Raw genomic sequence first — 24,655 nt, 5'->3', positions numbered from 1 at the left:
GACGAGGAAGGGCCCCCCGGACCGGCTGGTCCGGGGGGCCCTTCCTCTCTGTGCCTGGCGGGGTCAGCCCAGGGAGTCGATCCACTGCCAGCCGCCGGTGCCGACGGTCACGGCGGGCGCGAAGCCGGTGGGCGTGCCCGGCAGGAACTCCAGGTTCTCGGCGGTGCCCGCGGTACGGGTGGACCACAGGTCGGGGGTGCCGTCACCGTTCACGTCGCCGGCCGACAGCAGGAGGCGGCGGTCGGCGACGGTCGCCGTACCGGCGCCGCCGAGGACGGTCGGGGAGGTGCCGAGGTGCTGGGTTCCCTTGCCCTGGTACTGCTTGATCTCACCGGTCGCGCGGTCCCGGGCCCACACGTCGGCCTTGACCTCGCCGACCGTGTCGCCGGGGGTCAGCACGTCGTACCCGGCCCACTCCGCGGACCCGATCTGGACGGCGGCCCTGGGTGCGAAGGTGGGCTGTCCGGCCGTGGGCACGCCACCCCGGTGCAGCCACAGGCCGGTGGCGCTGCGGACGAGGACGTCGGGCAGGCCGTCGCCGTCGACGTCGCCCGCAGCGAGCGGCGTGAGGCCGCTCCAGCCGGTCGGCCGGCCGCCCATGGCGACGCGCGGGCCGAGATCGCCGCCGCCGGTGTTGGGATAGACCCACAGGTCGTTGCCGATGCGGGCCAGCACATCGGGACGGCCGTCGCCGGTCCAGTCGCCGCGGTGGCTGACGACGGCTCCGGCCCAGCCGCCGGTGCCGATCTGGCGCTGGCTGCCCAGGACGCCGTCGCCCGTCCCGGGGTACAGCCGCAGATTGCCGTCGTCCTTGACCGCGAGGAGGTCGGGGCGGCCGTCGCCGGTCAGATCGGTGTCGCCGGCGGAGACCGGGCGGGCGGCGGCGCGGAGCAGCTTGTGGTCGGAGAGCGGCTTGACGCCGGGCGACTCGGGTTCGAACGCGTCGGCCCGCACGGTGTGGAAGTCGCGCGCGCTGAGGAAGACGTGGTCGAACTTCTTGCCGCTCGCGATGGTCGGCTCACCGGTGTGGCAGGAGGTGGCGCCGCTGCCCTTGCACGCTTCGGTGAAGAAGGTCTGGTCGGTCCCGTCGGCCTCGGCGAAGGGGCCGGTGCCGGGCAGGCCTGTGCGGATCGGGTTCAGGACGGGGTCGTACTCCGTGCCCGTGCCCGCGTTGAGGTCGGCGCCGAGGATCACCGGGGCTCCGGCGGCCCAGGTGTCGATGTACCCCATCGCCTGCGCGGAGCCGTTGTCCGGCTCGATGTACTGGGCGAGGTGGGTGGTGCAGGCGAGCGTGGTGCGGCCGTCGACCGGGCCGCGCGCGCAGAGCACCGAGCGGGGCTCCTTGCCCGCGGGGACGGTCAGGTTCGCCGCGTACCGCTCCACGGCGGGGGCCTTGACGAAGACGCCGAGGCCGAACCGGGTGTCGCCGGTGACGGACCAGTCGCCGCAGTCGGGATCGGTCGTGGTGGACGTCCACACGCCGCTGTAGCCGGGGAGGGCGTCACGCAGGGCCGCCCACTGGCCGAAGCACAGCTCCTGGAGCATGAGGGCGTCCGTGTCCCAGGCCAGGGTCTGCTCGACGAGCTCGGCCGTCCAGGCGGTCAGGTCGAGGTCGGTCTGGCAGTCGTGCGCGCCGCACACGTTGTACGTGATCGTGCGGACGGGCGGCGCGGTGGCCGGGTCGACGACGTCCTCGGCGAAGGCCGGGGCGGTGAGGCCGGCGAGCAGCGCCCCGGCGAGGGCGAGCGCGGCCGCGAGCCGGGCCACTCCCCTTCTCGCTGTCGATCGGAATCGTTTCATCGGTCCCCCAGGTGTTCGACGGTCGCGCACAGCCGGATGATCTTCGCAGGCGTCGGGGGAACGACGAAGGGGCACCCTCCCCCACGGAGGTGCCCCTTCGCCGCGTCTGGAGTCCGCCCGGCGGGCGGGCGTCGGCGCGCGGCCGCGCCGCCGGGCGGAAGCTGTGGCGGACCTGCGGGGTCAGCCGTCGCGGTCAGCCGCCGAGCGCCGCGTACCGGGCGCGGAGGTCGGACGCGCCCTGCTCCGTCAGCGTGCCGTGGAGCCGCATCCGGGCGACGCCGCCGTCGGGGAAGGCGTCGAGGCGTACGTGGGTGACGACGGCCTGGGCCGGGAGCTTGAAGCGGTGGAGGGTGTCGGGCTGGAGCTTGGTGCGGGGGATGATCTCGAACCACTCCCCCGTCTCCCCGTTGCGCCCCTGGAGCGCGATCCAGCCGGCCGAGTTGCCCTTGAGGTAGGCGGTGTCGATCTCGACGGCGCGGACGGCGCCCTGGGCGGCGAGCCGGAAGCGGACCCAGTCGTTGGTGCCGCGGACCCGGCGGCGGCGGTTCTCCCAGCCGTCGTCCATCTTGCGGGAGGTGCCGGGCAGGATGATCTGCGTCGGCGAGGAGTAGAACTTGTCCGACGCGTCCTCGTACGAGCCGCCGTTGAGTACGGAGATCAGGTCGAGGGTGCCGAGGAGCTCCAGCCACTCGGGGTCGGGCACGACCTCGCCGTGGACGCGGAGGCGGGCGATGCCGCCGTCCGGGTGCTGGCAGAGGCGCAGGTGGGTGTAGCGGCGCTCGGCGTCGATCGCGAAGCCGTTGGCGGCGTGGCCGCGCACGGGGGTCGGCGGGACGAGCTCCTCCCACTTCGCTTCGGCGAGCTCGGCGGGGCCGGCCGTGCCCTCGACGGCGGTGGCCTGGATCGAGACGCGCTGCGGGTAGTTGCCGCGGAAGTGCGCGGTGTCGACGACGATGCCGCGGATCACACCGGGGGCGCCGAGGCGGACGATCGCCCAGTCGTGGTCCTCGGGGGCGGGGAAGACGTTGTCGGCGTCGGCGCCGCGGCGTCGGCGCGTCTCCCAGCCGTCCATGATCTTGCCCTTGTGACCGAAGTGCTCCGGGTCGAATACGGCCCGCTCGCGGACGAGGAGGTTCTCGCGCTCGGCGAAGAACTCGTCGTTGGCGGCCACGACCCCGCCGCCGAGGCGGCGGTCGGCGAGGTCGACGAGCTCGGTGAAGGGGAAGTCACCGGAGCGGTAGTCGGCGTACGGGTCGCCACCGGAGTAGGGGGCGGCGTCGTTGGCGTGCGGGTCCGTGTTCTCGTCGTTCGCGTCGAAGCTCATGACTCGACTCTCCCGCGCCCGTCACCTCCGGTCCATCGAATGTTTTCGATGGTGTTCTTCAGTTCTGCTGAACGGTTTCGCGGGCCGTGGCGGCCTGCCGGAGCGCGGCGAGCACCCGGGCCACCGCCGGGCCCTCCTCCGCCCCGCGCCGTACCGCTGCGACGACGTGGCGGCGGGGCTGGTCGGCGGAGAGGACGCGCATGACGACCCCGGCGCCGCCCCGGCGGTCGGCGGAGGCCATGCGGGGTACGAGCGCGATGCCCATCCCGGCCTCGACCATGGCGAGGATGGCGGTCCAGCCGGAGGCGCTGTGGGCCTGTTCGGGGACGAAGCCGGCGGCCTCGCAGGCGGCGGTGGTGATCTCCGACCAGGGGCCGGAGCCGCCGAAGATCCACGGCTCGGCGGCGAGGTCGGCGAGGCGGAGACCGGGCGCGTCGGCGAGCGGGTGTCCGGCGGGCAGGGCGACGTCGAGGGGGTCGGCGAGGAGGGGCACCCGGCTGAACTTGGGGTCGCGCACCGAGGGCGCGTGCGCGGCGAGCGAGAGCGCCAGGTCGACCTCGCCGGCCGTGAGGAGCTCGTACGCCTCCGCCGCCTCGGCCTCCCGGACGCGGATGTCGAGCCCGGGGTGGGCGGTCCGCAGCTGCCGGACGGCGGGGACGACGAGCGCGGGCACGGCCGTCGAGAAGGCCGCCAGCCGCAACTGCCCCGCTTCTCCCCGCAGATACCCGTCGAGCTCGGCGTCGGCGCGCTCCAGCTGCGCGAAGACCACCTCCGCGTGCCGGAGCACCAGATGGGCGGCGTCGGTGAGCCGGACCCGGCGACCCTGGGCCTCCAGGAGCCGCACCCCGAGCTGCTTGGCGAGGTTGGTGAGCTGCTGCGACACGGCCGAGGGGGTCATGAGCAGGGCCTCCGCGGTCGCGGTGACGGTGCCGCGGTCACGGAGGGTGCGGAGGATCTGGAGCTTCTTGATGTCCCACTCGGTCATGGGGCGCAACCTACCGGGCGCACCGGAGTGCGTTCAGCGGCCCCGGGCCGAGGCCAGTGCCACTCCGCCGAGGATGAGCGCCATGCACGCGACGCCGAGGGCGCCGAGCCGTTCGCCGAGGAGCGCGTACGAGAGGAGGGCGACACAGACGGGCTGGAGGTAGTAGACGACACCCGCGCGGGCCGCGCCGATGAGGGCGATCGCCCTGTTCCAGGCGAAGAACGCGACGGCGGAGGAGAAGACGCCGACGTAAAGGAGGGGGCCGGCGGTCGCGGCGCCGACGGTGAACCCGCCCTGGACGGCGAGGGACACGGCGTACGCGGGGGCGAGCATCAGCGCGCCGAGCAGGAAGGTGGTGAAGAGGAAGGCGAGCCCGTCGATCTCGGCGGGCTTGCGCTTGAGCAGCGCGCTGTACGAGGCGAAGGACAGGGCCGCGGCGAACATCCACAGGTCGCCCGCGGTGAAGTCGACGGCGAGCGAGCCCTTTCCGACGAGCAGGAGCACTCCCAGGGCGGCGGTCAGCATGCCGAGGACCCGGCGGGCGCCGAGGCGTTCGCCGCCGAGCCGGGCGTAGACCGCCATGATCACCGGGGAGGCGGCCATGATCATGCCCATGTTGGAGGCGGAGGTGGTCAGTCCGGCCTGGTGCACGAGGGTGTTGTAGAGGGCGACGCCGAACAGCGAGGCGAGAGCGACGAAGCCGAGGTGCCGACGGATCGTCCGCCACTGCCGCAGGAACGGGCGGGCGGCGAAGGGGGCGACGGCGAGCAGCGCGATGATCCAGCGCCAGAAGACGGCCTGGACGGGCGGGACGGTGTCGGCCATGTCGCGGGTGGCGACGAAGCTGCCGGACCAGACGACGGTGGCGAGGAGGGCGAGGAGCACGCCGAGGCCGGCGCCCTTCGCGAGCTTCCTCGCGGGCGCCGGCCTCTCGGTGGTCGTGTCAGCTGCTGTAGCGGTCGGGTGGCGTGCGGTGATCAGGCTCATGCCGCTTACCGTCGCACCCCGGAACCCTCCAGGTCCATCGAAACTTCCTGACCGTTCTTTTCAGCTGAGCTGAACGATTCAATCTTCTTCGCACTCTTGGGAGTACGGGGAGTACGGGGAGTACGGGGAGTACGGGGACCCATCTGGCCGACCAGGGTCGCGCCGAAGGCGATGACCATGCCCAGCAGCTGCACCGGGCCGAGCGCCTGACCGAGCGCCGCCCAGCCGATGATCGCCGCGGTGATCGGCGACAGGGGGCCCAGGAGGGTGGCCGAGGAGGCGCTGAGCCGCTCGATGCCGCGGAACCAGAGGAAGTACGAGATCGCGGTGTTGCCGAAGGCGAGGTAGGCGTAGCCGGCCAGATTGGTGCCGGTCAGGGCCGGCGGGGCGCCCTCGACCAGGAAGGCGACCGGCAGGATGATCAGGCCGCCCGCGGTGAGCTGCCAGCCGGTGAGCGCGAGGGCGCCGACGCCCTCGGGGCGGCCCCAGCGCTTGGTGAAGACGACGCCCGCCGACATCGAGAGGGCGGAGAGCAGCCCGGCGATCACGCCGACGAGGTCGAGCGCGGCCCCGGCCTTGAGGACCACGAGGCTGACACCGAAGGCGGCGGCGACGGCGGTGATCAGGGACTTCGCGGTGGGCTTGTCGCCCAGGAAGAGTGCGGCGAGGCCGACGACGAAGAGCGGTCCGACCGAGCCGACGACGGCGGCGACGCCGCCGGGGAGCCGGTAGGCGGCGAGGAAGAGCAGCGGGAAGAAGGCGCCGATGTTGAGGGCCCCGAGGGCGGCGGCCTTCCCCCACCAGGCGCCCTGCGGGAGCTTGCGGGTGAGCGCCAGGAGCAGGAGTCCGGCGGGGAGGGCGCGCATCAGGCCGGTGAAGAGCGGCCGGTCGGGCGGCAGGAACTCGGTGGTGACGAAGTAGGTGGAGCCCCAGGAGATCGGGGCGAGGGCGGTCAGTATGACGACGGCGGCCTTGCTGGACATGACGGTTCCCCCCTGACACGGAGTTCCGGTGCTGCCGGGCACCGGAGTGGCTTGGCGGTGATTAACTTACCACTAAGCTACTTACTTGCAAGCGTCTTAGTTGCCATCGAGGAGAAGAGAAGGGAACACTGGAGCCATGGACACGCAGACCCCCGCGCACGACGCCGTCGACGCCATCACCGACCAGTGGGCGGCCGTCCGCCCCGACCTGGACACCGTGCCGATGGCCGTCTTCGGGCGGATCTACCGGCTGGCCAACGCCATGCGCGGCCGGGTCGACAAGGCGTACGCGCCCTACGGCATGGCGCTCGGGGAGTTCGACGTGCTCGCGACCCTGCGCAGGTCCGGCGAGCCGTACACGCTCTCACCGCGCGAGCTGACCGCCACGCTGATGATCACCACCGGCGGGATGACCGGCCGGCTGGACAAGCTGGAGAAGGCCGGGCTGCTCACCCGCAGCCCCGACCCGCACGACCGGCGCGGACTGCGGGTCACGCTCACCGAGCACGGCAAGGAGCTGGTGGACCAGGCCGTCGGCGCCGGGCTCGGACAGCAGCGGGCGGCCCTGGAGTCGGCACTCACCGAGGAGGAGGCGGAGCAGCTGGCCGGACTGTTGCGCAAGCTGCTCGCGACCACCGTGTGAGCGCACGGCCGGGCCTGAACACGCGGCCCGGCATGAACGCACGCGAGGGCGCCGCACGGTACGTCGGTACCGTGCGGCGCCCTCGGAGAGACGGGGTGGCGGTTACGCCTTCTTGGACTTGTCGAGCACCATCACCAGGCCGGCGATGACCAGGAACAGCACCAGCGGGGCGGCCACGAACAGGCCGACGGTCTCGACGACCGACAGCTTGGGAGCCGGGTCGTCACCGTCGTCGCGGGTCAGCGCGAGCGCGGGGGACGACATGAGCAGCATCATCAGCGTCGTACCGGCCGCAACGGCGCCGGCGCGCAGGGCGTTCTTCTTGTCCACGGTGCAAACGTAGCGAACACCTAAACGGGCCGCGCGCCCGGGGGTACCGTACGGGCGCTCCCGGGGTCCGTACGGGTGTTCAGCTCGCGCAGCAGAGCATGGGCGCGGGGCGAGGCCACGAGGCGTTCCAGGGTGAGCGGCTGCCCGTCCGGGCCCGCGACCGGCAGCCGCCAGTTGGGGTACTCGTCCCAGGTGCCCGGCAGGTTCTGCGGCCTGCGGTCCCCCACCGCGTCCGGCAGCCACACCCCCACCATCCGGGCCGGGGTGCTCAGCAGGAACCGGTGGACGGCCAGGATCTCGGCCTCCTCGCCCCCCGGCCCCTCCGGGAGCAGCCCGAGCCGCCGGAACAGCCCCAGCCACTCGGTGGTCTCGGCCGCGTCCGCCGCCCGGTCGCGCTCCGGGTCGCCGTCGACGAGCCCGAGCCGGTGCCGCAGGGCGACGTGGTCGCCGGAGAGCCGGGCGGCCGTCGGGGGCAGGTCGTGGGTGGTGGCGGTGGCCACGCACTCGGCGCGCCACTGCGCCGCGGGCACCGGGCGGCCGGTGCCCGCCCAGTCCCGCTCGAACCAGAGCACGGAGGTCCCGAACACCCCGTGCCGGGACAGCTCCTCCCGTACGCCCGGCTCGACCGTGCCGAGGTCCTCGCCGATGACGAGGGCCCCCGCGCGGTGCGCCTCCAGGGCGAGGACGGCGAGCATCGCCTCGGCGTCGTAGCGGACGTACGTCCCCTCGGTGGGCTCGCTGCCCTCCGGCACCCACCAGAGCCGGAACAGGCCCATCACGTGGTCGATGCGCAGGGCGCCCGCGTGGCGCAGGAGTTCACGCAGGAGACCGCGGTACGGGGCGTAGCCCGCGGCGGCGAGGGCGTCGGGCCGCCACGGCGGCAGGCCCCAGTCCTGGCCCCGGGCGTTGAAGGCGTCGGGCGGGGCGCCGACCGACATGCCGGCGGCGAAGGCCTCCTGCTGGGCCCAGGCGTCCGAGCCCTCCGGGTGGACGCCGACGGCCAGGTCGTGGACGATCCCGACCTCCATCCCGGCCCCGCGGGCCGCCTCGGCGGCCTCGGCCAGCTGCCGGTCCGTCAGCCAGGCCAGCCGGCAGTGGAAGTCGACCCGGGCCGCGAGGGCGGGATCGGCGCGCACGACGCGCTCCGCCGAGCGGGGCTCGCGCAGCTCCTCGGGCCAGCCGCGCCAGTGGGGACCGTGGCGCTCGGCGAGGGCCTGGTAGGTGGCGTGGTCCTCCAGGGCGCGGCCCCGCTCGGCGAGGAAGTCGTGGTAGTCGGCGCGCCGCCCCGGCCCGAGCTCCACGCTCCCGACCACGAGTTCCAGGGCCCGCCGCTTGACGTCCCACACGGCGTCACGGTCGATCAGCGCGCCCTTGCCGAGGACCCGTTCGCGCAGTTCGGCCGCCTCCGCGAGGATCCGGTCGAGCTCCTCGCGCCGGCCGGGGTCCACGTACGCGTACTCGGGGACGGACTCGATCCGCAGGTGGACCGGGTCCGGGAAGCGGCGCGAGGAGGGGCGGTACGGGGAGGGGTCGCTCGGCGCCCCGGGCACGCCCGCGTGCAGCGGGTTGACCTGGACGAAGCCCGCGCCGTGCGTCCGGCCCGCCCAGGTGGCAAGCTCCCGCAGGTCCCCGAGGTCGCCCATGCCCCAGGAGCGCGTGGAGAGCAGCGAGTAGAGCTGGACGAGCAGCCCGTACGTGCGCCGCCCGGGGCCGGGCACGCGCGCGGGGCTCACGATCAGGGTGGCGGTGGCGGAGCGTCCCTCGGGGGCCTGCGCCTCGACCGTGTGGACGCCGAGGGGCAGCCGGTCCCAGTCCGGGCCGGTGAGGACCGCGCCCTCCTCGGTGGTGACCCGCAGCCGGGTGCCGGGCGGCAGGTCCGCCGGCGGGCGGACGGGCTCCTCGCCCCGCCGCCGGACCAGGGTGGGCGGCAACAGGCGTTCCCGCTCGGCCCGTTCCGCCGCGTCGAGGGCGGCCGCGACTGCCTCCGGCGTGGTCGCGTCGACGCCCAGGGCGCCGAGGACGGCCACCACGGCGGCGTCCGGCACGGCGACGGTGACGCCCGCGGACGGGCTGTACTCGGTGGCGACGCCATGACGGGCGGCGAGACGGGCCAGGGTCACTTCACACTCCGGGGGACTCCGTGCCGCCCGCGCTGCCGCGGACGGTGGGTTCGCTGGTGAGGGGTGCCGCCTCGGTCAGGGGCGGCTCGCTGGTGAGGGGGGTCGTGTCGGGCAGCGGCGGTTCGCTGGTCAGCGGGGAGTCGGGGCCTGCCGACTGCTGAGGAATCCGTATCCGTCCGAGGTGGCGGGCGGTCGTGGTCACGGGGGTCTCCCGGTTTCGTCTCGACAGGTGGGACCTGGGGGCAACAGCTGAGCCCTACCCACCGCACCTCGTTTTACCGGCGGAAAGTGGCGAAGTGGCGTCATCTCCGTGACGGCTCGCCGGGCAAAGCCGACACATCGGCCACACGCATTGACACCCCAGTGCGACGGGTGGTGGGCTCGTGACCCACTCGTGACCGACCGGCAGAGCGGCCGACCGGGCCACCGGCCTGGGCCGAAGGGAGTTCCCGTGCACCTCGGGCGCAGGAAGCGCACGGCGACGGCGGTCGCCGCCGCCGTCATCGGCGGACTCCTCGGAGGCGCCTCCCCGGGCGCGGTCCACGCGGCTCCCGTTCCTCCATCGGCCGACGCCACGGCCGCTCCCGCGACGTCTCCCGCGACGTCTCCCACGGCCACTCCCCCGGCCTCTGCCGGGTCATCGGCCGCCACGGCCCCCACGCGCGCGCCCGCGACAGCGAATGCCGCCACAGCCGGTGCCGCCACGACCGGGACGCCCGCCGTCTGGCCCCGACCCCAGTCGCTGACCGGCCGCGGACCCGCCGTACGCCTCGGGAGCGAGGTCACGCTGCTCGCGGAGGCCGACGCCGACCCGTACGCCCTCACCGCCCTGCGGGAGCTGTTCACGGCCGCCGGGGTACGGACCGTGCACACCGGACTCCCCGGCCGCGGCCCGGTGTTCCGGGTCACGGGCCCCTCCGACAACGCAGCCAACGCAGCCAACGCAGCCGACGCCGACGAGGCCACCGAGGCGGCGCTGACGGCGCTGCGCGTGCCCGAGCGACTCGATCTGCCGCGCGGCGGCTACCGGCTCGCGACGGGCCGCTTCCAGGGGCGGGACACCGTCGTCCTGGACGGTGTCGGCGAGGACGGCCTCTTCCACGCCGTCCAGACGCTGCGTCAGCTCGTCGGCGCGGGCGGGGAGATCCCCGGCGTCGTCGTGCGCGACTGGCCGGGCACGGCCGAGCGCGGCCTCACCGAGGGCTTCTACGGCCGCCCCTGGAGCCTGGAGCAGCGCCTCGCCCAGGTCGACTTCCTGGGCCGCACCAAGCAGAACCGCTATCTGTACGCGCCCGGCGACGACCCGTACCGCCAGGCGCAGTGGCGCGAGCCCTACCCGGCCGCGCAGCAGGAGGAGTTCCGCGCGCTCGCCGAGCGGGCCCGGGCCAACCACGTGACGCTCGGCTGGGCCGTGGCCCCCGCCCAGTCCATGTGCCTGGCCTCCGGCGCCGACGTGGCGGCCCTGACGCGGAAGATCGACGCGATGTGGGAGCTCGGGGTGCGCTCCTTCCAGCTCCAGTTCCCGGACGCCGGCTACGGCGAGTGGCACTGCGCGAAGGACGCCGACGCCTTCGGGCGGGACGCCGAGGGCGCGGCCGCCGCCCACGCGCGCGTGGCGAACGCCGTCGCCCGGCACCTCGCCGAGCGGTACCCGGACGGCGAACCGCTGACGGTGCTGCCGACGGAGTACTACCAGGACGGGACGACCGACTACCGCACGGAGCTCGCCGGGGCGCTCGAAGCGGACGTACGCGTCGCGTGGACGGGCGTCGGGGTCGTCCCGCGCACGATCACCGGCGGCGAACTGGCCGGGGCCCGCGAGGCGCTGGGCCACCCGCTGGTCACCATGGACAACTACCCGGTCAACGACTACGCGCAGGACCGGCTGTTCCTCGGCCCCTCCACGGGCCGGGACCCGGCCGTGGCGGCCGGATCCGCCGCCTTCCTCGCCCACGCCATGGAGCAGCCCGCCGCCTCCCGGATCCCGCTCTTCACCGCTGCCGACTACGCCTGGAACCCGAAGGGGTACCGGCCGCAGGAGTCCTGGCGCGCCGCCGTCGACGACCTCGCGGGCCCGGACCCGGCCGCCCGCGAGGCCCTGCGGGCGCTCGCCGGGAACGACGCCTCCTCGATCCTCGACCCGAAGGGCGAGTCGGCCTACCTGAAGCCGCTCATGGCCGCCTTCTGGGCCTCGCGCACGAGCCCCGACAGCGCCGCCGGCACGGCCGCGAAGGAGAAGGCGGCGCGCGAACTGCGGGCCGCGTTCACCGTGATGCGGCAGGCCCCCGAGCGGCTCGCGGCCACCGCCGGCGGCACCCTGGACGACGAGACGGGGCCCTGGCTGGAACAGCTCTCGCGGTACGGCCTGGCGGGCGAGACGGCGGTGGACATGCTGCTCGCCCAGTCGCGCGGCGACGGCGCGGCGGCCTGGCAGGCGCAGTTGCGCCTCGAACCGCTGAGGGAGGCCCTGAAGGCGAGCCGGGTAACGGTCGGCGCGGGAGTCCTCGACCCGTTCCTCACGCGCGCGGTGACGGAGTCGGCGGCCTGGACCGGCGCCGACCGGACCCCGGCCAACCAGGCAGACCGCGCCCCCGACTCGTACACCGTGCGGCTCGACCGGGCGCGGCCCGTGGAGGCCCTGACGGTGATGACCGCTCGTACGGACACGGACACGGGCACAGGCGCGGATTCGGGCGCTGGCGCGGAACAGGGCGCACGCGCGGGCACGGACGCGCGCGTGGAGGCGTACGTCCCCGGGGAGGGCTGGCGGGTGCTCGGCCCGCTGTCCGCCTCCGGCTGGACGCAGGCCGACCTGAAGGGTCTGCGCGCGGACGCGCTGCGGGTCGTCTGGAGCGGCGAGGGACCGGCGCCCGAGGTGCGCTCCTTGGTGCCGTGGTTCGCCGACGGGCCGCGTGCCGGGCTCGAACTGGCCCGCACGGAGACGGACGCGGAGATCGGCGGCCCCGCGCAGCGGGTGGACGTGGAGCTGACGGGGCTGCGCGCGGGCGAGGTGCGCGGGCCGATGACGGCGAAGGCCCCGAAGGGGATCGCGGTCCGGCTCCCGAAGCAGGCCGTGGTGGAGCGGGGTACGCGGACGACCGTCCCCCTGGAGGTGTCGGTGGGCGCGGACGTGCCGGCCGGTGCGTACCGGGTGCCGGTCTCCTTCGCGGGCGAGGAGCGGGTCCTGACCGTGCGGGCCTTCCCGCGTACGGCGGGCCCGGACCTGGCGCGGGCGGCGACGGCCTCCTCCTCGGGCGACGAGACTCCGGACTTCCCCGCCTCCTCGGCGGTGGACGGTGACGCGGCGACCCGCTGGTCCTCCCCGGCGGAGGACGGCGCCTGGTGGCAGCTGGAGCTGGCCGAGCCCGCGCGGATAGGCCAGGTCGTGCTGCACTGGCAGGACGCCCACGCCTCCCGCTACCGCGTCCAGGTCTCGGCCGACGGCCGCGTCTGGCGCACGGCGGCGACCGTCGCGGACGGGCGCGGCGGCCGGGAGTCGGTCCGCATGGACGCGGCGGACACGCGCTTCCTGCGGATACAGGGAGAGACGCGGGCGACCCCGTACGGCTACTCGCTCTGGTCGGTGGAGACATATGCGGTGGCCCCGCAGGACCCGCCGAAGAAGCCCGCGAAGGAGACGCCCGAGCAGCCGGAGGGCACACCCGAGGAGCCGGCGGGCACACCCGAGCGGCCTGAGGGCACGCCCGAGGAGCAGGACGCCCCCTGACGGGTGCCCCGTCCCCGTACGCGAAGAGCCTCCCGTACGCGCATGGCCCCGGGTACGCGAAAGGCCCGGCTCAACCCGTCGTCAGCGCCCCCACTGGGGCGTCCGCGACGGAGTCGATCCGGGCCATCACGTCCTCGGCACCGTACGGCTGGAGGTAGGGCAGCCAGCGGGGGTCCCGGTGTCCGGTCCCGATGATCCGCCAGGCCAGACCGGTCGGCGGGGCCGGTTGGTGCCGCAGCCGCCAGCCGATCTCGCGCAGGTGCCGGTCGGCCTTGACGTGGTTGCAGCGGCGGCAGGCCGCCACCACGTTCTCCCAGGCGTGCGTGCCCCCTCTGCTGCGCGGGATGACGTGGTCGACGCTGGTCGCGACACCCCCGCAGTACATGCAGCGCCCGCCGTCGCGGGCGAAGAGGGCTCTGCGGGTCAAGGGAACGGGCCCCCGGTAGGGGACCCGCACGAAGCGCTTCAGTCGCACCACGCTCGGCGCGGGGAGGACTTGGGTCTCGCTGTGCAGGAAAGCGCCGGACTCCTCGAGGCAGAGAGCCTTGTTCTCCAGTACGAGGACGAGTGCGCGGCGGAGCGGTACGACGCCGAGCGGCTCGTACGACGCGTTGAGGACCAGGACATGCGGCACGGATGCCTCCAATGGCGCCGGCGGCGCGTGGCTCGCGCCGGGACGAACTGCTCTCAGTCTCTCCTCATGCCTGGTCGGAACGCCACCACGTACCGGAATCGGGGTGACGGGCCCGGGGTGTTCTCGACCACATCGGCATCTCTACGGGTACTTGCCCAGGTGAGGTCCGTCTCTCCCTCGAACACGACAACAGGACCACGTCCGATGCCCCGTTAGTGTGGATGGTCTGCGTACGCGATGCCTGGAGGTTCCCCCGTGTCTTGGTCCGCCCTAGCGGCTGCCACCGAACCCGAACCCATTCCGGTGACCCTGGACGAGGCGGCGGAGAAGGCCACGAACGCGGCGAGCTGGGTGGAGCAGAACTGGTCCACCTGGCTGAACACCGGACTGCGCATCCTGCTGATCCTGGTCGTCGCGCTCCTGCTGCGGATGGCCGTCCGCCGTGCCCTGACGAAGCTGATCGAGCGGATGAACCGTTCGGCGCAGGCGGTGGAGGGGACGGCGCTCGGCGGCCTCCTCGTCAACACCGAGCGGCGGCGGCAGCGCTCGGAGGCGATCGGTTCGGTGCTGCGCTCGGTCGCGTCGTTCCTGATACTGGGCACGGCGGGGCTGATGATCCTCGGCGCCTTCAAGATCGATCTGGCGCCGTTGCTGGCCTCGGCCGGTGTGGCCGGTGTGGCGATCGGCTTCGGCGCCCGGAACCTGGTGACGGACTTCCTGTCCGGCGTCTTCATGATCCTGGAGGACCAGTACGGGGTCGGTGACTCGGTCGACGCGGGCGTGGCCTCCGGCGAGGTCGTCGAGGTGGGCCTGCGGGTGACCAAGCTGCGGGGCGTGGACGGCGAGATCTGGTACGTGCGCAACGGCGAGATCAAGCGGATCGGGAACCTCAGCCAGGGCTGGGCGACGGCGGGCGTGGACGTGACCGTCAAGCCGACGGAGGACCTGGAGCGGGTGCGGTCGGTGATCACCGAGGCGGCGGAGTCCATGGCCAAGGAAGAGCCGTGGAACGAGCGCCTGTGGGGGCCGGTCGAGGTGCTCGGTCTGAGCGAGGTGCTGCTCGACTCGATGACGGTCCGGGTCTCGGCGAAGACGATGCCGGGCAAGGCGCTGGGCGTGGAGCGCGAACTGCGCTGGCGCATCAAGCAGGGCCTGGACGCGGCCGGCATCCGGATCGTGGGCGGGGTCCCGGCCCAGGCCGAGGAGTCCGCGGCCGACCCGACGGCGGGCATGGCGGCCCCGTCGGCCTTCGCCTCGGCGACCTCGCCGCAGTCGGCGGCGGCGACCCCGCTGCCGAGGACGGACCTCACCAAGTAGCGCGTAGCAGTACGCACGGGCAGACGCCCCCGCAGGTAACGCTTTGGTTGCCTTCGGGGGCGTCGTGCGTTCCCGGGTATTGACGCCCCGGTGACGGGCGCCTTATTTTCCTCCCACCGAATAGGAAACTTTCCTAACAGTGTGGTGAAAGAAGCGGTCCCCGGCAGGCAGCAGAATGGCCGGAACCCGATCAGCTCCGAAGGGCAGGTGCACCCTCATGGCCGGTACGACCCCGGGAACCCCCGGCACACCGCGCGTGCTGCGAGCCATGAACGACCGGGCCGCCCTGGACCTGCTCCTCGAACACGGACCGCTCTCGCGGACCCGGATCGGCAAGCTCACCGGCCTGTCCAAGCCGACCGCCTCCCAGCTGCTCGCCCGGCTCGAAGCCGCCGGGCTCGTCGTCGCCACCGGCACCACCGAAGGCCGGCCCGGACCCAACGCCCAGCTCTACGCGGTCAACGCGCGGGCCGCGTACGCCGCCGGGCTCGACGTCAACGAACACCGCATCCACGCCGCCGTCGCCGACGTCACCGGCGAGATCGTCGGCGAGTACGAGCTCCGCACCCCCGGCCGTACCGCCACCGGCGTCGTCCGCCAGGTCACCGACGCCCTCGACGGGGCCGTCAAGGCGGCCGGGATCGCCCCCGACGAGGTGCGGCGCCTGGTCATCGGCACCCCCGGCGCCTTCGACCCGGCCACCGGACGGCTGCGCTACGCCTCCCACCTGCCCGGCTGGCACTCCCCCACCCTCCTGGAGGAGCTGGCCGCCGCCCTGCCCATGCCCTTCGAGTACGAGAACGACGTCAACCTCGTCGCCATCGCCGAACAGCGCGTGGGCGCCGCCCGAGGCCACGCCGACTTCGCCCTGCTGTGGAACGAGGCGGGCATGGGAGCCGCCCTCGTCCTCGGCGGGCGGCTGCACCGCGGCTTCACCGGCGGCGCCGGCGAGGTCGGCTTCCTGCCCGTCCCCGGCACCCCGCTGGTCCGGCAGGTCACCAAGGCCAACTCCGGTGGCTTCCAGGAGCTCGCCGGCGTCCAGTCCGTCCCCCGGATCGCCCGCGCCGCCGGGATCGAGACCCCCGACCAGCCGTACGTACCGGTCGCGAGCGGCCTGCTGTCCCGGGCCGCCGAGACCCACGGGGACGACCCCCGGTACGCGGAGCTGCTCGACCGGTACGCCGAGCGCGTCGCCACCGGTCTCGCCTCGATCGTCGCCGTCCTCGACCCCGAACTGATCGTGCTCTCCGGTGACGTCCTCGTCGCGGGCGGCGAACCCCTCCGCGCCCGCGTCCAGTCCGAGCTCGCCGAGCTCGCGGCCTCCCGTCCGCGGCTCGTCCTCGCCGCCGTACCCCGGCAGCCCGTGCTGCGCGGCGCCCTCGAAAGCGCCCTCGCGACCACGCGCGACGAGGTCTTCGACACCTCGCGCTGACCCACGCCTCGCGCCGACCGACACCTCGCGCCGACCCCCGACCCGCCCCGCCTCTCGCCCTTGTCCCGTAAGCCCTCCGCCACAGGGAGACATCGTCATGCCCGTACGCCGCCCGCGCAGAGCAGCCGCCGCGCTCGCCGCCACCGCCTCGATCGCCCTCTTCGCCTCCGCCTGTACGGGCTCCACCGAGAACAAGGCGAACGACGACCCGAACGCCCAGACCACGATCACCTTCTGGCACGGCTGGTCGGCGCCCGCCGAGGTCAAGGCGATCAAGGACAACGTCGCCCGCTTCGAGAAGGCCCACCCGAACATCAAGGTGAAGGTCGTCGGCGACATCAACGACGCCAAGCTGGGCCAGGCGCTGCGCGCGGGCGGTTCGAACGGACCGGACGTCGTCTCCTCCTTCACCACCTCCAACGTCGGCAAGTTCTGCGCCTCGGGCGCCCTCGCGGACCTCAAGCCGTTCATCGAGAAGTCCAAGCTGGACCTCGACAAGACCTTCCCGAAGGTCCTCCAGGAGTACACGCAGTTCGAGGGCAAGCGCTGCACGCTGCCGCTGCTCTCCGACGCGTACGGCCTCTACTACAACAAGGACGCCTTCGAGAAGGCCGGTATCAAGGAAGCGCCGAAGACCTGGTCCGAGTTCACCGAGGTCGCCAAGAAGCTCACCAAGGCCAAGGGCGACTCGTACGAGCAGCTCGGCTTCATGCCGAACTACCTCGGCTACGAGACGGTCGTCGAGCACTACATGTCGCAGTGGGACCACACGTACTTCGACAAGGACGGCAAGTCGAACATCGCCAAGGACCCGGCGTTCGCCGAGATGATGACCTACCAGAAGTCCCTGGTGGACGCCCTGGGCGGCTTCAAGAAGCTCGACAAGTACCGCACGACCTTCGGTGACGAGTGGGGCGCCAAGCACCCCTTCCACACCGGCCAGGTCGCCATGCAACTGGACGGCGAGTGGCGGCTGAACTTCGTCAAGAACGCCAAGGTGGACTTCGAGGTCGGCGTCGCGCCGATGCCCGTCGCCGACGACGAGCTCGCCGAGTACGGCAAGGGCTACCTCTCCGGCACGATCATGGGCATCGCGCCGCAGAGCAAGAAGCAGAACGCGGCCTGGGAACTGATCAAGTACATGACCACGGACACCGACGCCGTGGTGGGCTTCGCCAACGACATCGGCAACGTCCCCTCCACCCTGGAGGCGCTGAAGTCGCCGAACCTGAAGTTCGACGACCGCTTCAAGACCTTCCTGGACATCGCCCAGCACCCCGAGTCGACCACCATGACCGGCGCGGTGAACGGCGCCAGCTACCAGGAGACCCTCTCCGACCTCGCCCACAAGTACGAGAAGGGCCAGGTCACGGACCTGAAGAAGGGCCTCGCCGACACGGCGGCCCAGATCGACCGCGACATCGCCGCGGCGAAGTGACGGCCGGGACAACACACCCATGAGCACGGACACCCTGCCCGCGAAGGAGGCGACGGCCCCGGCCGTCGCCTCCCCGGAGGGACGGAACACCCTGCGGTCGAAGCGCCGGCGGAACGCGCTGCGCACCGCGCTGTTCATGTCGCCCTGGCTGATCGGATTCGGCTTCTCCTTCGCCTATCCGCTCCTCTCCACGCTGTACTTCTCGTTCATGCGGTACGACGGCCTCAACGCGCCGACCTGGCGGGGCGTGGAGAACTGGACGTACGTCTTTTCCGACCTGCCGAAGTTCTGGCCGGCGATGCAGAACACCCTCTGGCTGGCCGTCGTGATGGTCTCCTGCCGGGTGCTCTTCGGCCTCGGCGTCGGCATGCTCATCACCAGGATCAAGACGGGCGCGGGAGTGTTCCGCACCCTCTTCTACCTGCCGTACCTGGCCCCGCCGGTGGCCGCCACCCTGGCCTTCGTCTTCCTGCTCAACCCCGGAACCGGACCGGTCAACTCGTTCCTGGAGGCGGTCGGCATCCCCGCCCCCTCCTGGTTCAACGACGCCGACTGGGCCAAGCCGGCCCTGACCGTCCTCGCCGTGTGGGGCATCGGCGACCTCATGGTCATCTTCATGGCCGCGCTGCTCGACGTACCGAAGGAGCAGTACGAGGCGGCCGAGCTGGACGGCGCGTCCGGGTGGCAGCGGTTCCGCTACATCACCCTGCCGAACATCTCGCCGATCGTGCTCTTCGCGGTCGTCACCGGGATCATCGGCGCGATGCAGTACTACACCCAGCCGATCGTGGCCGCCAAGGTCGCCTCGGGGAAGATGGGCGGTTCCGGAGCGGCCTTCCAGCCCGGCTACCCGGACGACTCCACGCTCACTCTCCCGCAGCTCGTCTACAGCCTCGGCTTCAACCAGTTCAACTACGGCGCGGCGTGCGTGGTGGCGCTCGTACTCTTCGCCCTCTCCATGGCCTTCACCGCGCTCCTCATGCGCCGGCGCGGCGGCCTGATCGGCTCGGGTGACTGAACCATGACGACCGCAACGCTCCCCGACCGCACCGGCCGCCCCGCGACGGCGAGCCCCGCCGAGCGGACCGCCCGCCGCAAGGCGCTCCTGCACTGGATCGCCGTGCACTCGCTCGGCATCGCCACGGCCCTGTTCTTCGTGCTGCCGTTCGTCTTCGTCTTCCTCACCTCCCTGATGAGCGACCAGCAGGCGCTCACCCGGGACCTCACCCCGAACACCTGGCACTGGGAGAACTACGTCAAGGTCTTCGAGACCGACGGCTTCCTCACCTGGTGGAGGAACTCGCTGCTCTACGCCGGCCTCGGCACCGCCCTCGTCGTGGTGTCCTCGATCCCCGTGGCGTACGCGCTCGCCAAGTTCCGCTTCCGCGGCCGGCACCTGTCGCTGCTGCTCGTCATCTCGATGATGATGCTGCCGCCGCAGGTCGTGATCATCCCCATGTACCTGTTCTGGGCCAAGCAGATGGACCTCTCCGGCACGCTGTGGCCGCTGATCATCCCGATGGCCTTCGGCGACGCCTTCGCCATCTTCCTGCTGCGCCAGTTCCTGCTGACGATCCCGAACGAGTACATCGAGGCCGCGCGGATCGACGGCTGCGGCGAGTTCCGCACCCTCATACGCATCGTGCTGCCGATGGCCAAGCCCGGCATCGCCGCCGTCGCCCTGTTCCAGTTCTTCTACTGCTGGAACGACTACTTCGGGCCGCAGATCTACGCCTCCGAGAACCCGGGGGCCTGGACGCTGAGTTACGGCCTGGAGTCCTTCAAGGGCGCGCACCACACCGACTGGAATCTGACCATGGCCGCGACCGTCCTGGTCATGGCCCCTGTGATCCTCGTCTTCTTCTTCGCCCAGAAGGCGTTCGTCGAGGGAGTCACACTGACCGGAGTGAAGGGCTGACTCACACCATGAAGCTCGCTGTCGTGGGGGGCGGTTCCACCTACACCCCCGAACTGATCGACGGATTCGCGCGGTTGCGCGACACCCTGCCCATCACCGAACTCGTCCTCGTCGACCCGGCCGCCGAGCGGCTCGAACTCGTCGGCGGGCTCGCCCGGCGCATCTTCGCCAAGCAGGGCCACCCCGGGAAGATCGTCACCACCTCCGACCTGGACGCCGGGGTCGAGGGCGCCGACGCCGTCCTGCTCCAGCTGCGGGTCGGCGGGCAGGCCGCCCGGAACCAGGACGAGACCTGGCCGCTGGAGTGCGGCTGCGTCGGCCAGGAGACCACCGGCGCCGGCGGCCTCGCCAAGGCGCTGCGGACCGTCCCGGTGGTCCTGGACATCGCCGAGCGCGTCCGGCGCACCAACCCCGACGCGTGGATCATCGACTTCACCAACCCCGTCGGCATCGTCACGCGCGCGCTGCTCCAGGCCGGGCACAAGGCCGTCGGCCTGTGCAACGTGGCCATCGGCTTCCAGCGGAAGTTCGCGAAGCTCCTCGACGTGGCCCCGTCCGCGATCCACCTCGACCACGTCGGGCTCAACCACCTGACGTGGGAGACGGGCGTACGGCTCGGCGGTCCCGACGGCGAGAACGTGCTGCCGCGGCTGCTCGCCGAGCACGGCGACACCATCGCCGGCGACCTGCACCTGCCGCGCCTGGTCATGGACCGCTTCGGCGTCGTCCCCTCGTACTACCTGCGGTACTTCTACGCGCACGACGAGGTGGTGCGCGAGCTCGGCACCAAGCCCTCGCGGGCCGCCGAGGTCGCGGCGATGGAGAAGGAACTCCTGGAGATGTACGGGGACCCGGCGCTCGACGAGAAGCCGGCGCTGCTCGGCAAGCGCGGCGGCGCCTTCTACTCGGAGGCCGCCGTGGACCTGGCCGCCTCCCTGCTGGGCGGCGGGGGTTCGCCGTACCAGGTGGTGAACACGTACAACAACGGCACGCTGCCGTTCCTGCCGGACGACGCCGTCATCGAGACGCAGGCGGCGGTGGGCCGGGACGGTGCGGCGCCGCTGCCGGTCGCGCCGGTGGACCCGCTGTACGCCGGGCTGATCGCGAACGTCACGGCCTACGAGGACCTGGCCCTGGAGGCGGCGCTGCGCGGTGGCCGCGACCGGGTGTTCAAGGCGCTGCTCGCGCACCCGCTGGTCGGGCAGTACGCGTACGCCGAGGGCCTCACGGACCGGCTGCTCGCGCACAACCGGGAGCACCTCGCGTGGGCCTGACCGGAACGCTGCTGGCCATCGACGCCGGCAACAGCAAGACCGACGTCGCCGTCGTCGCCGAGGACGGCACGGTCCTCGGCGCGGCGCGCGGCGGCGGCTTCCAGCCCCCGCTGGTGGGGGTGAAGGCGGCGGTCGACGCGCTCGCGGAGATCGTCGGGCGGGCGTGGGAAGGAGCCCGGGGCGCGGGCCTTCCGCCGGCTTTCGCGCACGTCGCGGCCTGTCTCGCCAACGCCGATCTGCCCGTCGAGGAAGCCGAGTTGCTGGCCGCGCTGGTGGCCCGTGGCTGGAGCCGGTCCGTGCGGGTGCACAACGACACCTTCGCCATCCTGCGGGCCGGTCTCGACGAGCCGCGGGGCGTGGCGGTGGTGTGCGGCGCCGGGATCAACTGCGTCGGGATGACCCCGGACGGGCGGACCGCGCGCTTCCCCGCGATCGGGAAGATCTCCGGGGACTGGGGCGGCGGCAGCGCCATGGCCGAGGAGGCGCTCTGGTTCGCGGCGCGCGCCGAGGACGGGCGCGGCGAGCCGACCGAGCTGGCGCGCGCGCTGCCCGCGCACTTCGGTCTGGGGACGATGTACGCGCTGATCGAGGCGCTGCATCTGGGCCGGATCCCGTTCGAGCGGCGGCACGAGCTGACGCCGGTGCTGTTCCGGGTGAGCGCGGCGGGCGACCCGGTCGCGCTGGCGCTCGTGCACCGGCTCGCCGAGGAGGTCGCCGCCCTGTCGGCGGTGGCACTCGGGCGGCTCGGGCTGCTCGACGAGGAGGCACCGGTGATGCTGGGCGGCAGCGTCCTCGCCGCGCGGCATCCGCAGTTGGAGGACCGGATCGTCGAACTCCTCGGCGTCCGGGCGCCCAAGGCGACGATCGGCTTCGTCACCGCGCCGCCGGTCCTCGGGGCCGGGCTCCTCGCCCTGGACGAGGTGGCGGCGGCTCCGGCGGCGGCGGCCCGGCTGCGGGAGCACTACGGGGCCTGAGCGGTGTGAGTGGCATGCGTGCGGGGCGGTTCTTCTTTCCGAAGAGGCGCCCCGCACGCATGTTCACTCCTTCGAGCGATGTCCGAAATGGAACCGATCGCCGCCGGGGGACGTATTCAAGGTGAGGGGGTTCACCTGCGGATGTGCCGGGGGCATGAGGCACGATAAGAACAAGATCGCGTCAATTCCGCTGTGCGGGCAGGCCTCTGAGGCCATACTGCTGGCCGGACGGACCGACGTCAGCGACCCAGGGGGAGGTCAAGTGACATACCCGCCGAACGCGCCCGCCGCCCCGGCGACGGCGCAGGCCACGGCGCCCGCTCCGGCGCGCCCGGGCACGGTGCCGGCGCAGCCGTCGGCCGCGCCCGCCGGCGGTCCGCCCGCGGGGCGCGGGGCCTGGGCCGTGGGGCGCGAGCGACTCCGTGAGGCCGCGACGACCGAGCCCGGCCGTCTCCAGATCCTCGGGGCCGTACTCGCGCTGCTCGTCGTCGCGTTCGGGGCGGTCACCGCCCTCGAAGTCACCGACCGCGGCTCCTCCGCCGACGACGTGGTCAGCCGCAGCCAGCCGCTGAGCGCCGACGCCGCCGCCGTCTACCGCTCCCTCGCCGACGCCGACACGACCGCCGCCAGCGGCTTCCTCGCGGGCACCCTGGAGCCCGCGGAGTCCCGCAAGCGGTACGACGAGGACATCGCCACGGCGGCCCGCCTCCTCGTGAAGGCCGCGGCGAACACCGAGGTTTCCAGCGCGTCGGCCCGCGAGATCACCACGCTCAACGAACAGCTGCCGCGCTACACGGGCCTGATAGAGCGCGCCCGGGCCGCCAACCGGCAGGGCCTGCCGCTCGGCGGGGCCTATCTGCGGTACGCGAACCAGCAGATGACCGCCGAGCTGCTGCCCGCCGCCGAGCGGCTGTACGCGGCGGAGACCCGGCGGCTCCACGAGGACGACGACTCCGCTCGCACCTGGCCCTTCCTGTCGCTCGCGCTCGGCCTGCTGGCCCTCGGCGCGCTGGCCTGGGCCCAGCGCCGCAACTACGCCCGCACCCACCGGGTGTTCAACCAGGGCCTCGTCGCCGCCACCGCCGCCTCGTTGGTCGTCCTGGTCTGGCTCCTCGCCGCGCACACCGTCGTGCGGGCCGAGCTGAACGCCGCCCGGGCGCACGGGCAGGAGTCCCTCCAGCTCCTCAACGAGGCCCGGATCAGCTCGCTCACGGCCCGCGCCAACGAGAACCTCACCCTGGTCGCCCGGGGCGCCGTCCTCACGGAGGACGGCAAGAACGACAAGTACGAGGCGGACTACGCGGCGAGCATGACCGCCCTGACGACCGCGCTCGCCTCGGCCCGGGAGCTCGCCGACGACGACGCCGGCCGCTTCCCGGTGGACGAGGCGACGAAGTGGACGGCCGACTGGCAGAAGCGCCACAAGGCGGCCCGCGCCGAGGACGAGGCCGGGAACTACGAGGGCGCGCTCAGCCTGATCGTCGGTGCCAAGAAGACGACGGGCCAGTCCTTCGACCAGGTCGACGCGGAGCTGGAGCGGGCCCTCGCCCACGAGCAGGCCGAGTTCACCCGCTCCGCCGACGACGCCAGGGGCGCGCTGACGGCGCTGCCGCTGGGCGCGGCGGCGCTCGGGATCCTGGGCGCGGCGGGCGCCGTGCTCGGCATCAACCGCAGACTGTCGGAGTACCGGTGAGAGGGGGCGGGATGCCGAACGGCACGGACCCGCTGGTGCGGCGGGCCGCACAGCGGCTGCGTGGCTGGGGCGGGGTCGCCGCCATGGCCGTGGCCTGCGGGCTCACCGCCTCGCTGACGCTGCTGCCGCTGGCACACGACGGGAGCGGCGCCGGGGCCGTGCCCGGGACGACCGGCCCCGGCCCCGGTGTGGGCACCGGCGTCCAGGTCGGCGTCCAGGCCACGGCCGACACCTGTGAGAACCCGGAGGCCTCGCTCCGGCCCGACGCGGTGGACGGCCCCTCGATCCAGGCGATCAAGGCGCGCGGAAAGCTCGTCGTCGGCGTCGACCAGTCCAGCTACCGCTGGGGCTACCGGAACCCGGAGAACCGCGCGCTGGAGGGCTTCGACATCGATCTGGCCCGGGCCATCGCACGGGACATCCTCGGCGACGACAAGGCCGTGATCTTCCGGGCGATCCCGACGAACCAGCGGATCGCCGCCCTGGACAGCGGCAAGGTCGACCTCGTCGTGCGGACGATGACGATCAACTGCAAGCGAATCCAGCAGGTCGCCTTCTCCACCGCCTACTTCCAGGCCGGGCAGCAGGTCCTCGCGGCCAGGCTCGACCACGGCATCACCGGCTACGACTCCTCGCTGCGCGGCAAGCGGATCTGCACCGCCGAGGGGTCCACGGCCTACGAGGAGCTGGAGAAGAACTCGTTCGGCGCGGTCTTCAAGGACGACGCCGACGGCACGAAGGACGACAAGGACCTGCTGACCGTCCCCAACCAGCTGGACTGCCTGGCCCGGCTCCAGCTGGGCGAGGTCGACGCGGTCGTCACGGACAACGCGCTCGCGGCCGGCCAGGCCGCCCAGGACCCGGCGGTCGAACTCAAGGGCAAGCCGTTCACCACGGAGTACTACGGGGTGGCCGCCAAGCTCGGGAACGACGACCTGGTCCGCCGGGTCAACAAGGTCCTCGTGGACTACCGGAACGGGCCGTGGAAGCAGGCGTACGACCACTGGCTCAAGGCGGACCTGCCCGGGATAACCGGGCCGCCCGAACCCCTGTACAAGTGACCCGGCCGGCAGCCC

General features: G+C 72.9%; 20 protein-coding genes. 11 read left to right on the top strand and 9 right to left on the bottom strand.

Features of this window, described 5'->3' with window-relative positions:
• Window positions 1-63 precede the first annotated feature (63 nt).
• From OG357_RS25915 to OG357_RS25895, 5 genes are all read right to left on the bottom strand, one after another.
• Window positions 64-1,767 (bottom strand): FG-GAP-like repeat-containing protein, encoded by a 1,704-nt coding sequence (locus tag OG357_RS25915; protein WP_329623435.1) that lies wholly within the window; start codon window positions 1,765-1,767, stop codon window positions 64-66.
• 226 nt (window positions 1,768-1,993) lie between these two features.
• Complete coding sequence (gene alc / locus OG357_RS25910; protein ID WP_329623434.1) at window positions 1,994-3,124, bottom strand: allantoicase; 1,131 nt, start codon at window positions 3,122-3,124, stop codon at window positions 1,994-1,996.
• Window positions 3,125-3,182: 58 nt separating this feature from the next.
• Window positions 3,183-4,109: a LysR family transcriptional regulator gene (locus OG357_RS25905; protein WP_329623433.1), complete on the bottom strand. Its 927-nt coding sequence runs from the start codon at window positions 4,107-4,109 to the stop codon at window positions 3,183-3,185.
• Window positions 4,110-4,142: 33 nt separating this feature from the next.
• On the bottom strand, window positions 4,143-5,096 hold the full coding sequence (locus OG357_RS25900) for a DMT family transporter (protein ID WP_329623432.1): 954 nt from the start codon (window positions 5,094-5,096) through the stop codon (window positions 4,143-4,145).
• Window positions 5,097-5,101: 5 nt separating this feature from the next.
• Entirely contained in the window at window positions 5,102-6,079 is a 978-nt protein-coding gene (locus OG357_RS25895) for an EamA family transporter (RefSeq protein WP_329623431.1), read from the bottom strand.
• Window positions 6,080-6,215: 136 nt separating this feature from the next.
• Between OG357_RS25895 and OG357_RS25890 the strand changes: the two genes are divergently transcribed.
• Window positions 6,216-6,722 carry a MarR family winged helix-turn-helix transcriptional regulator gene (locus OG357_RS25890; RefSeq protein WP_329623430.1) on the top strand — a complete coding sequence of 169 codons (507 nt, stop codon included), beginning with the start codon at window positions 6,216-6,218 and terminating at the stop codon, window positions 6,720-6,722.
• Between the two features lie 102 nt (window positions 6,723-6,824).
• Here the strand turns inward: OG357_RS25890 and OG357_RS25885 are convergent, their stop codons facing one another.
• The 3 genes from OG357_RS25885 to OG357_RS25875 are packed head-to-tail and all read right to left on the bottom strand — an operon-like array spanning window position 6,825 to window position 9,374.
• Window positions 6,825-7,052: a hypothetical protein gene (locus OG357_RS25885; protein WP_329623429.1), complete on the bottom strand. Its 228-nt coding sequence runs from the start codon at window positions 7,050-7,052 to the stop codon at window positions 6,825-6,827.
• 20 nt (window positions 7,053-7,072) lie between these two features.
• Window positions 7,073-9,172: a 4-alpha-glucanotransferase gene (malQ, locus tag OG357_RS25880; protein ID WP_329623428.1), complete on the bottom strand. Its 2,100-nt coding sequence runs from the start codon at window positions 9,170-9,172 to the stop codon at window positions 7,073-7,075.
• A 1-nt stretch (window position 9,173) separates the two neighbouring features.
• Complete coding sequence (locus OG357_RS25875) at window positions 9,174-9,374, bottom strand: hypothetical protein (RefSeq protein ID WP_329623427.1); 201 nt, start codon at window positions 9,372-9,374, stop codon at window positions 9,174-9,176.
• A gap of 249 nt (window positions 9,375-9,623) precedes the next feature.
• Between OG357_RS25875 and OG357_RS25870 the strand changes: the two genes are divergently transcribed.
• On the top strand, window positions 9,624-12,899 hold the full coding sequence (locus OG357_RS25870) for a beta-N-acetylglucosaminidase domain-containing protein (RefSeq protein WP_329623426.1): 3,276 nt from the start codon (window positions 9,624-9,626) through the stop codon (window positions 12,897-12,899).
• A 70-nt stretch (window positions 12,900-12,969) separates the two neighbouring features.
• Here OG357_RS25870 and OG357_RS25865 read toward each other — a convergent pair whose 3' ends face one another.
• Window positions 12,970-13,533 (bottom strand): HNH endonuclease, encoded by a 564-nt coding sequence (locus OG357_RS25865; RefSeq protein ID WP_150270194.1) that lies wholly within the window; start codon window positions 13,531-13,533, stop codon window positions 12,970-12,972.
• A gap of 237 nt (window positions 13,534-13,770) precedes the next feature.
• Between OG357_RS25865 and OG357_RS25860 the strand changes: the two genes are divergently transcribed.
• The 9 genes from OG357_RS25860 (at window position 13,771) to OG357_RS25820 (ending at window position 24,640) form a co-directional block, all read left to right on the top strand.
• Window positions 13,771-14,850: a mechanosensitive ion channel family protein gene (locus OG357_RS25860; protein WP_443066734.1), complete on the top strand. Its 1,080-nt coding sequence runs from the start codon at window positions 13,771-13,773 to the stop codon at window positions 14,848-14,850.
• A gap of 217 nt (window positions 14,851-15,067) precedes the next feature.
• Entirely contained in the window at window positions 15,068-16,282 is a 1,215-nt protein-coding gene (locus OG357_RS25855) for an ROK family transcriptional regulator (RefSeq protein ID WP_329623424.1), read from the top strand.
• 97 nt (window positions 16,283-16,379) lie between these two features.
• Window positions 16,380-17,720 (top strand): ABC transporter substrate-binding protein, encoded by a 1,341-nt coding sequence (locus OG357_RS25850; protein WP_329623423.1) that lies wholly within the window; start codon window positions 16,380-16,382, stop codon window positions 17,718-17,720.
• A gap of 19 nt (window positions 17,721-17,739) precedes the next feature.
• Complete coding sequence (locus OG357_RS25845) at window positions 17,740-18,738, top strand: carbohydrate ABC transporter permease (protein ID WP_443066733.1); 999 nt, start codon at window positions 17,740-17,742, stop codon at window positions 18,736-18,738.
• Between the two features lie 3 nt (window positions 18,739-18,741).
• On the top strand, window positions 18,742-19,638 hold the full coding sequence (locus tag OG357_RS25840) for a carbohydrate ABC transporter permease (RefSeq protein WP_329623422.1): 897 nt from the start codon (window positions 18,742-18,744) through the stop codon (window positions 19,636-19,638).
• A gap of 8 nt (window positions 19,639-19,646) precedes the next feature.
• A complete protein-coding gene (locus tag OG357_RS25835; RefSeq protein WP_329623421.1) occupies window positions 19,647-20,912 on the top strand; it encodes a 6-phospho-beta-glucosidase in 1,266 nt (421 codons plus the stop codon).
• On the top strand, window positions 20,903-21,886 hold the full coding sequence (locus tag OG357_RS25830) for an N-acetylglucosamine kinase (protein ID WP_329623420.1): 984 nt from the start codon (window positions 20,903-20,905) through the stop codon (window positions 21,884-21,886). Before OG357_RS25835 ends, OG357_RS25830 begins: the two co-directional genes overlap by 10 nt.
• A 262-nt stretch (window positions 21,887-22,148) precedes the next feature.
• Window positions 22,149-23,579: a hypothetical protein gene (locus OG357_RS25825; RefSeq protein ID WP_329623419.1), complete on the top strand. Its 1,431-nt coding sequence runs from the start codon at window positions 22,149-22,151 to the stop codon at window positions 23,577-23,579.
• An 11-nt stretch (window positions 23,580-23,590) separates the two neighbouring features.
• The gene (locus tag OG357_RS25820; RefSeq protein WP_329623418.1) at window positions 23,591-24,640 is read left to right on the top strand and encodes a glutamate ABC transporter substrate-binding protein; all 1,050 of its coding nucleotides are present in this window, start codon (window positions 23,591-23,593) and stop codon (window positions 24,638-24,640) included.
• The last annotated feature ends 15 nt before the right edge of the window (window positions 24,641-24,655 follow it).

It is taken from the genome of Streptomyces sp. NBC_01255, assembly GCF_036226445.1.
Taxonomy (GTDB): Bacteria; Actinomycetota; Actinomycetes; order Streptomycetales; family Streptomycetaceae; genus Streptomyces.
Note: the sequence above shows the minus strand (reverse complement) of the source record. Positions and strands in the feature narration are given on the sequence as shown.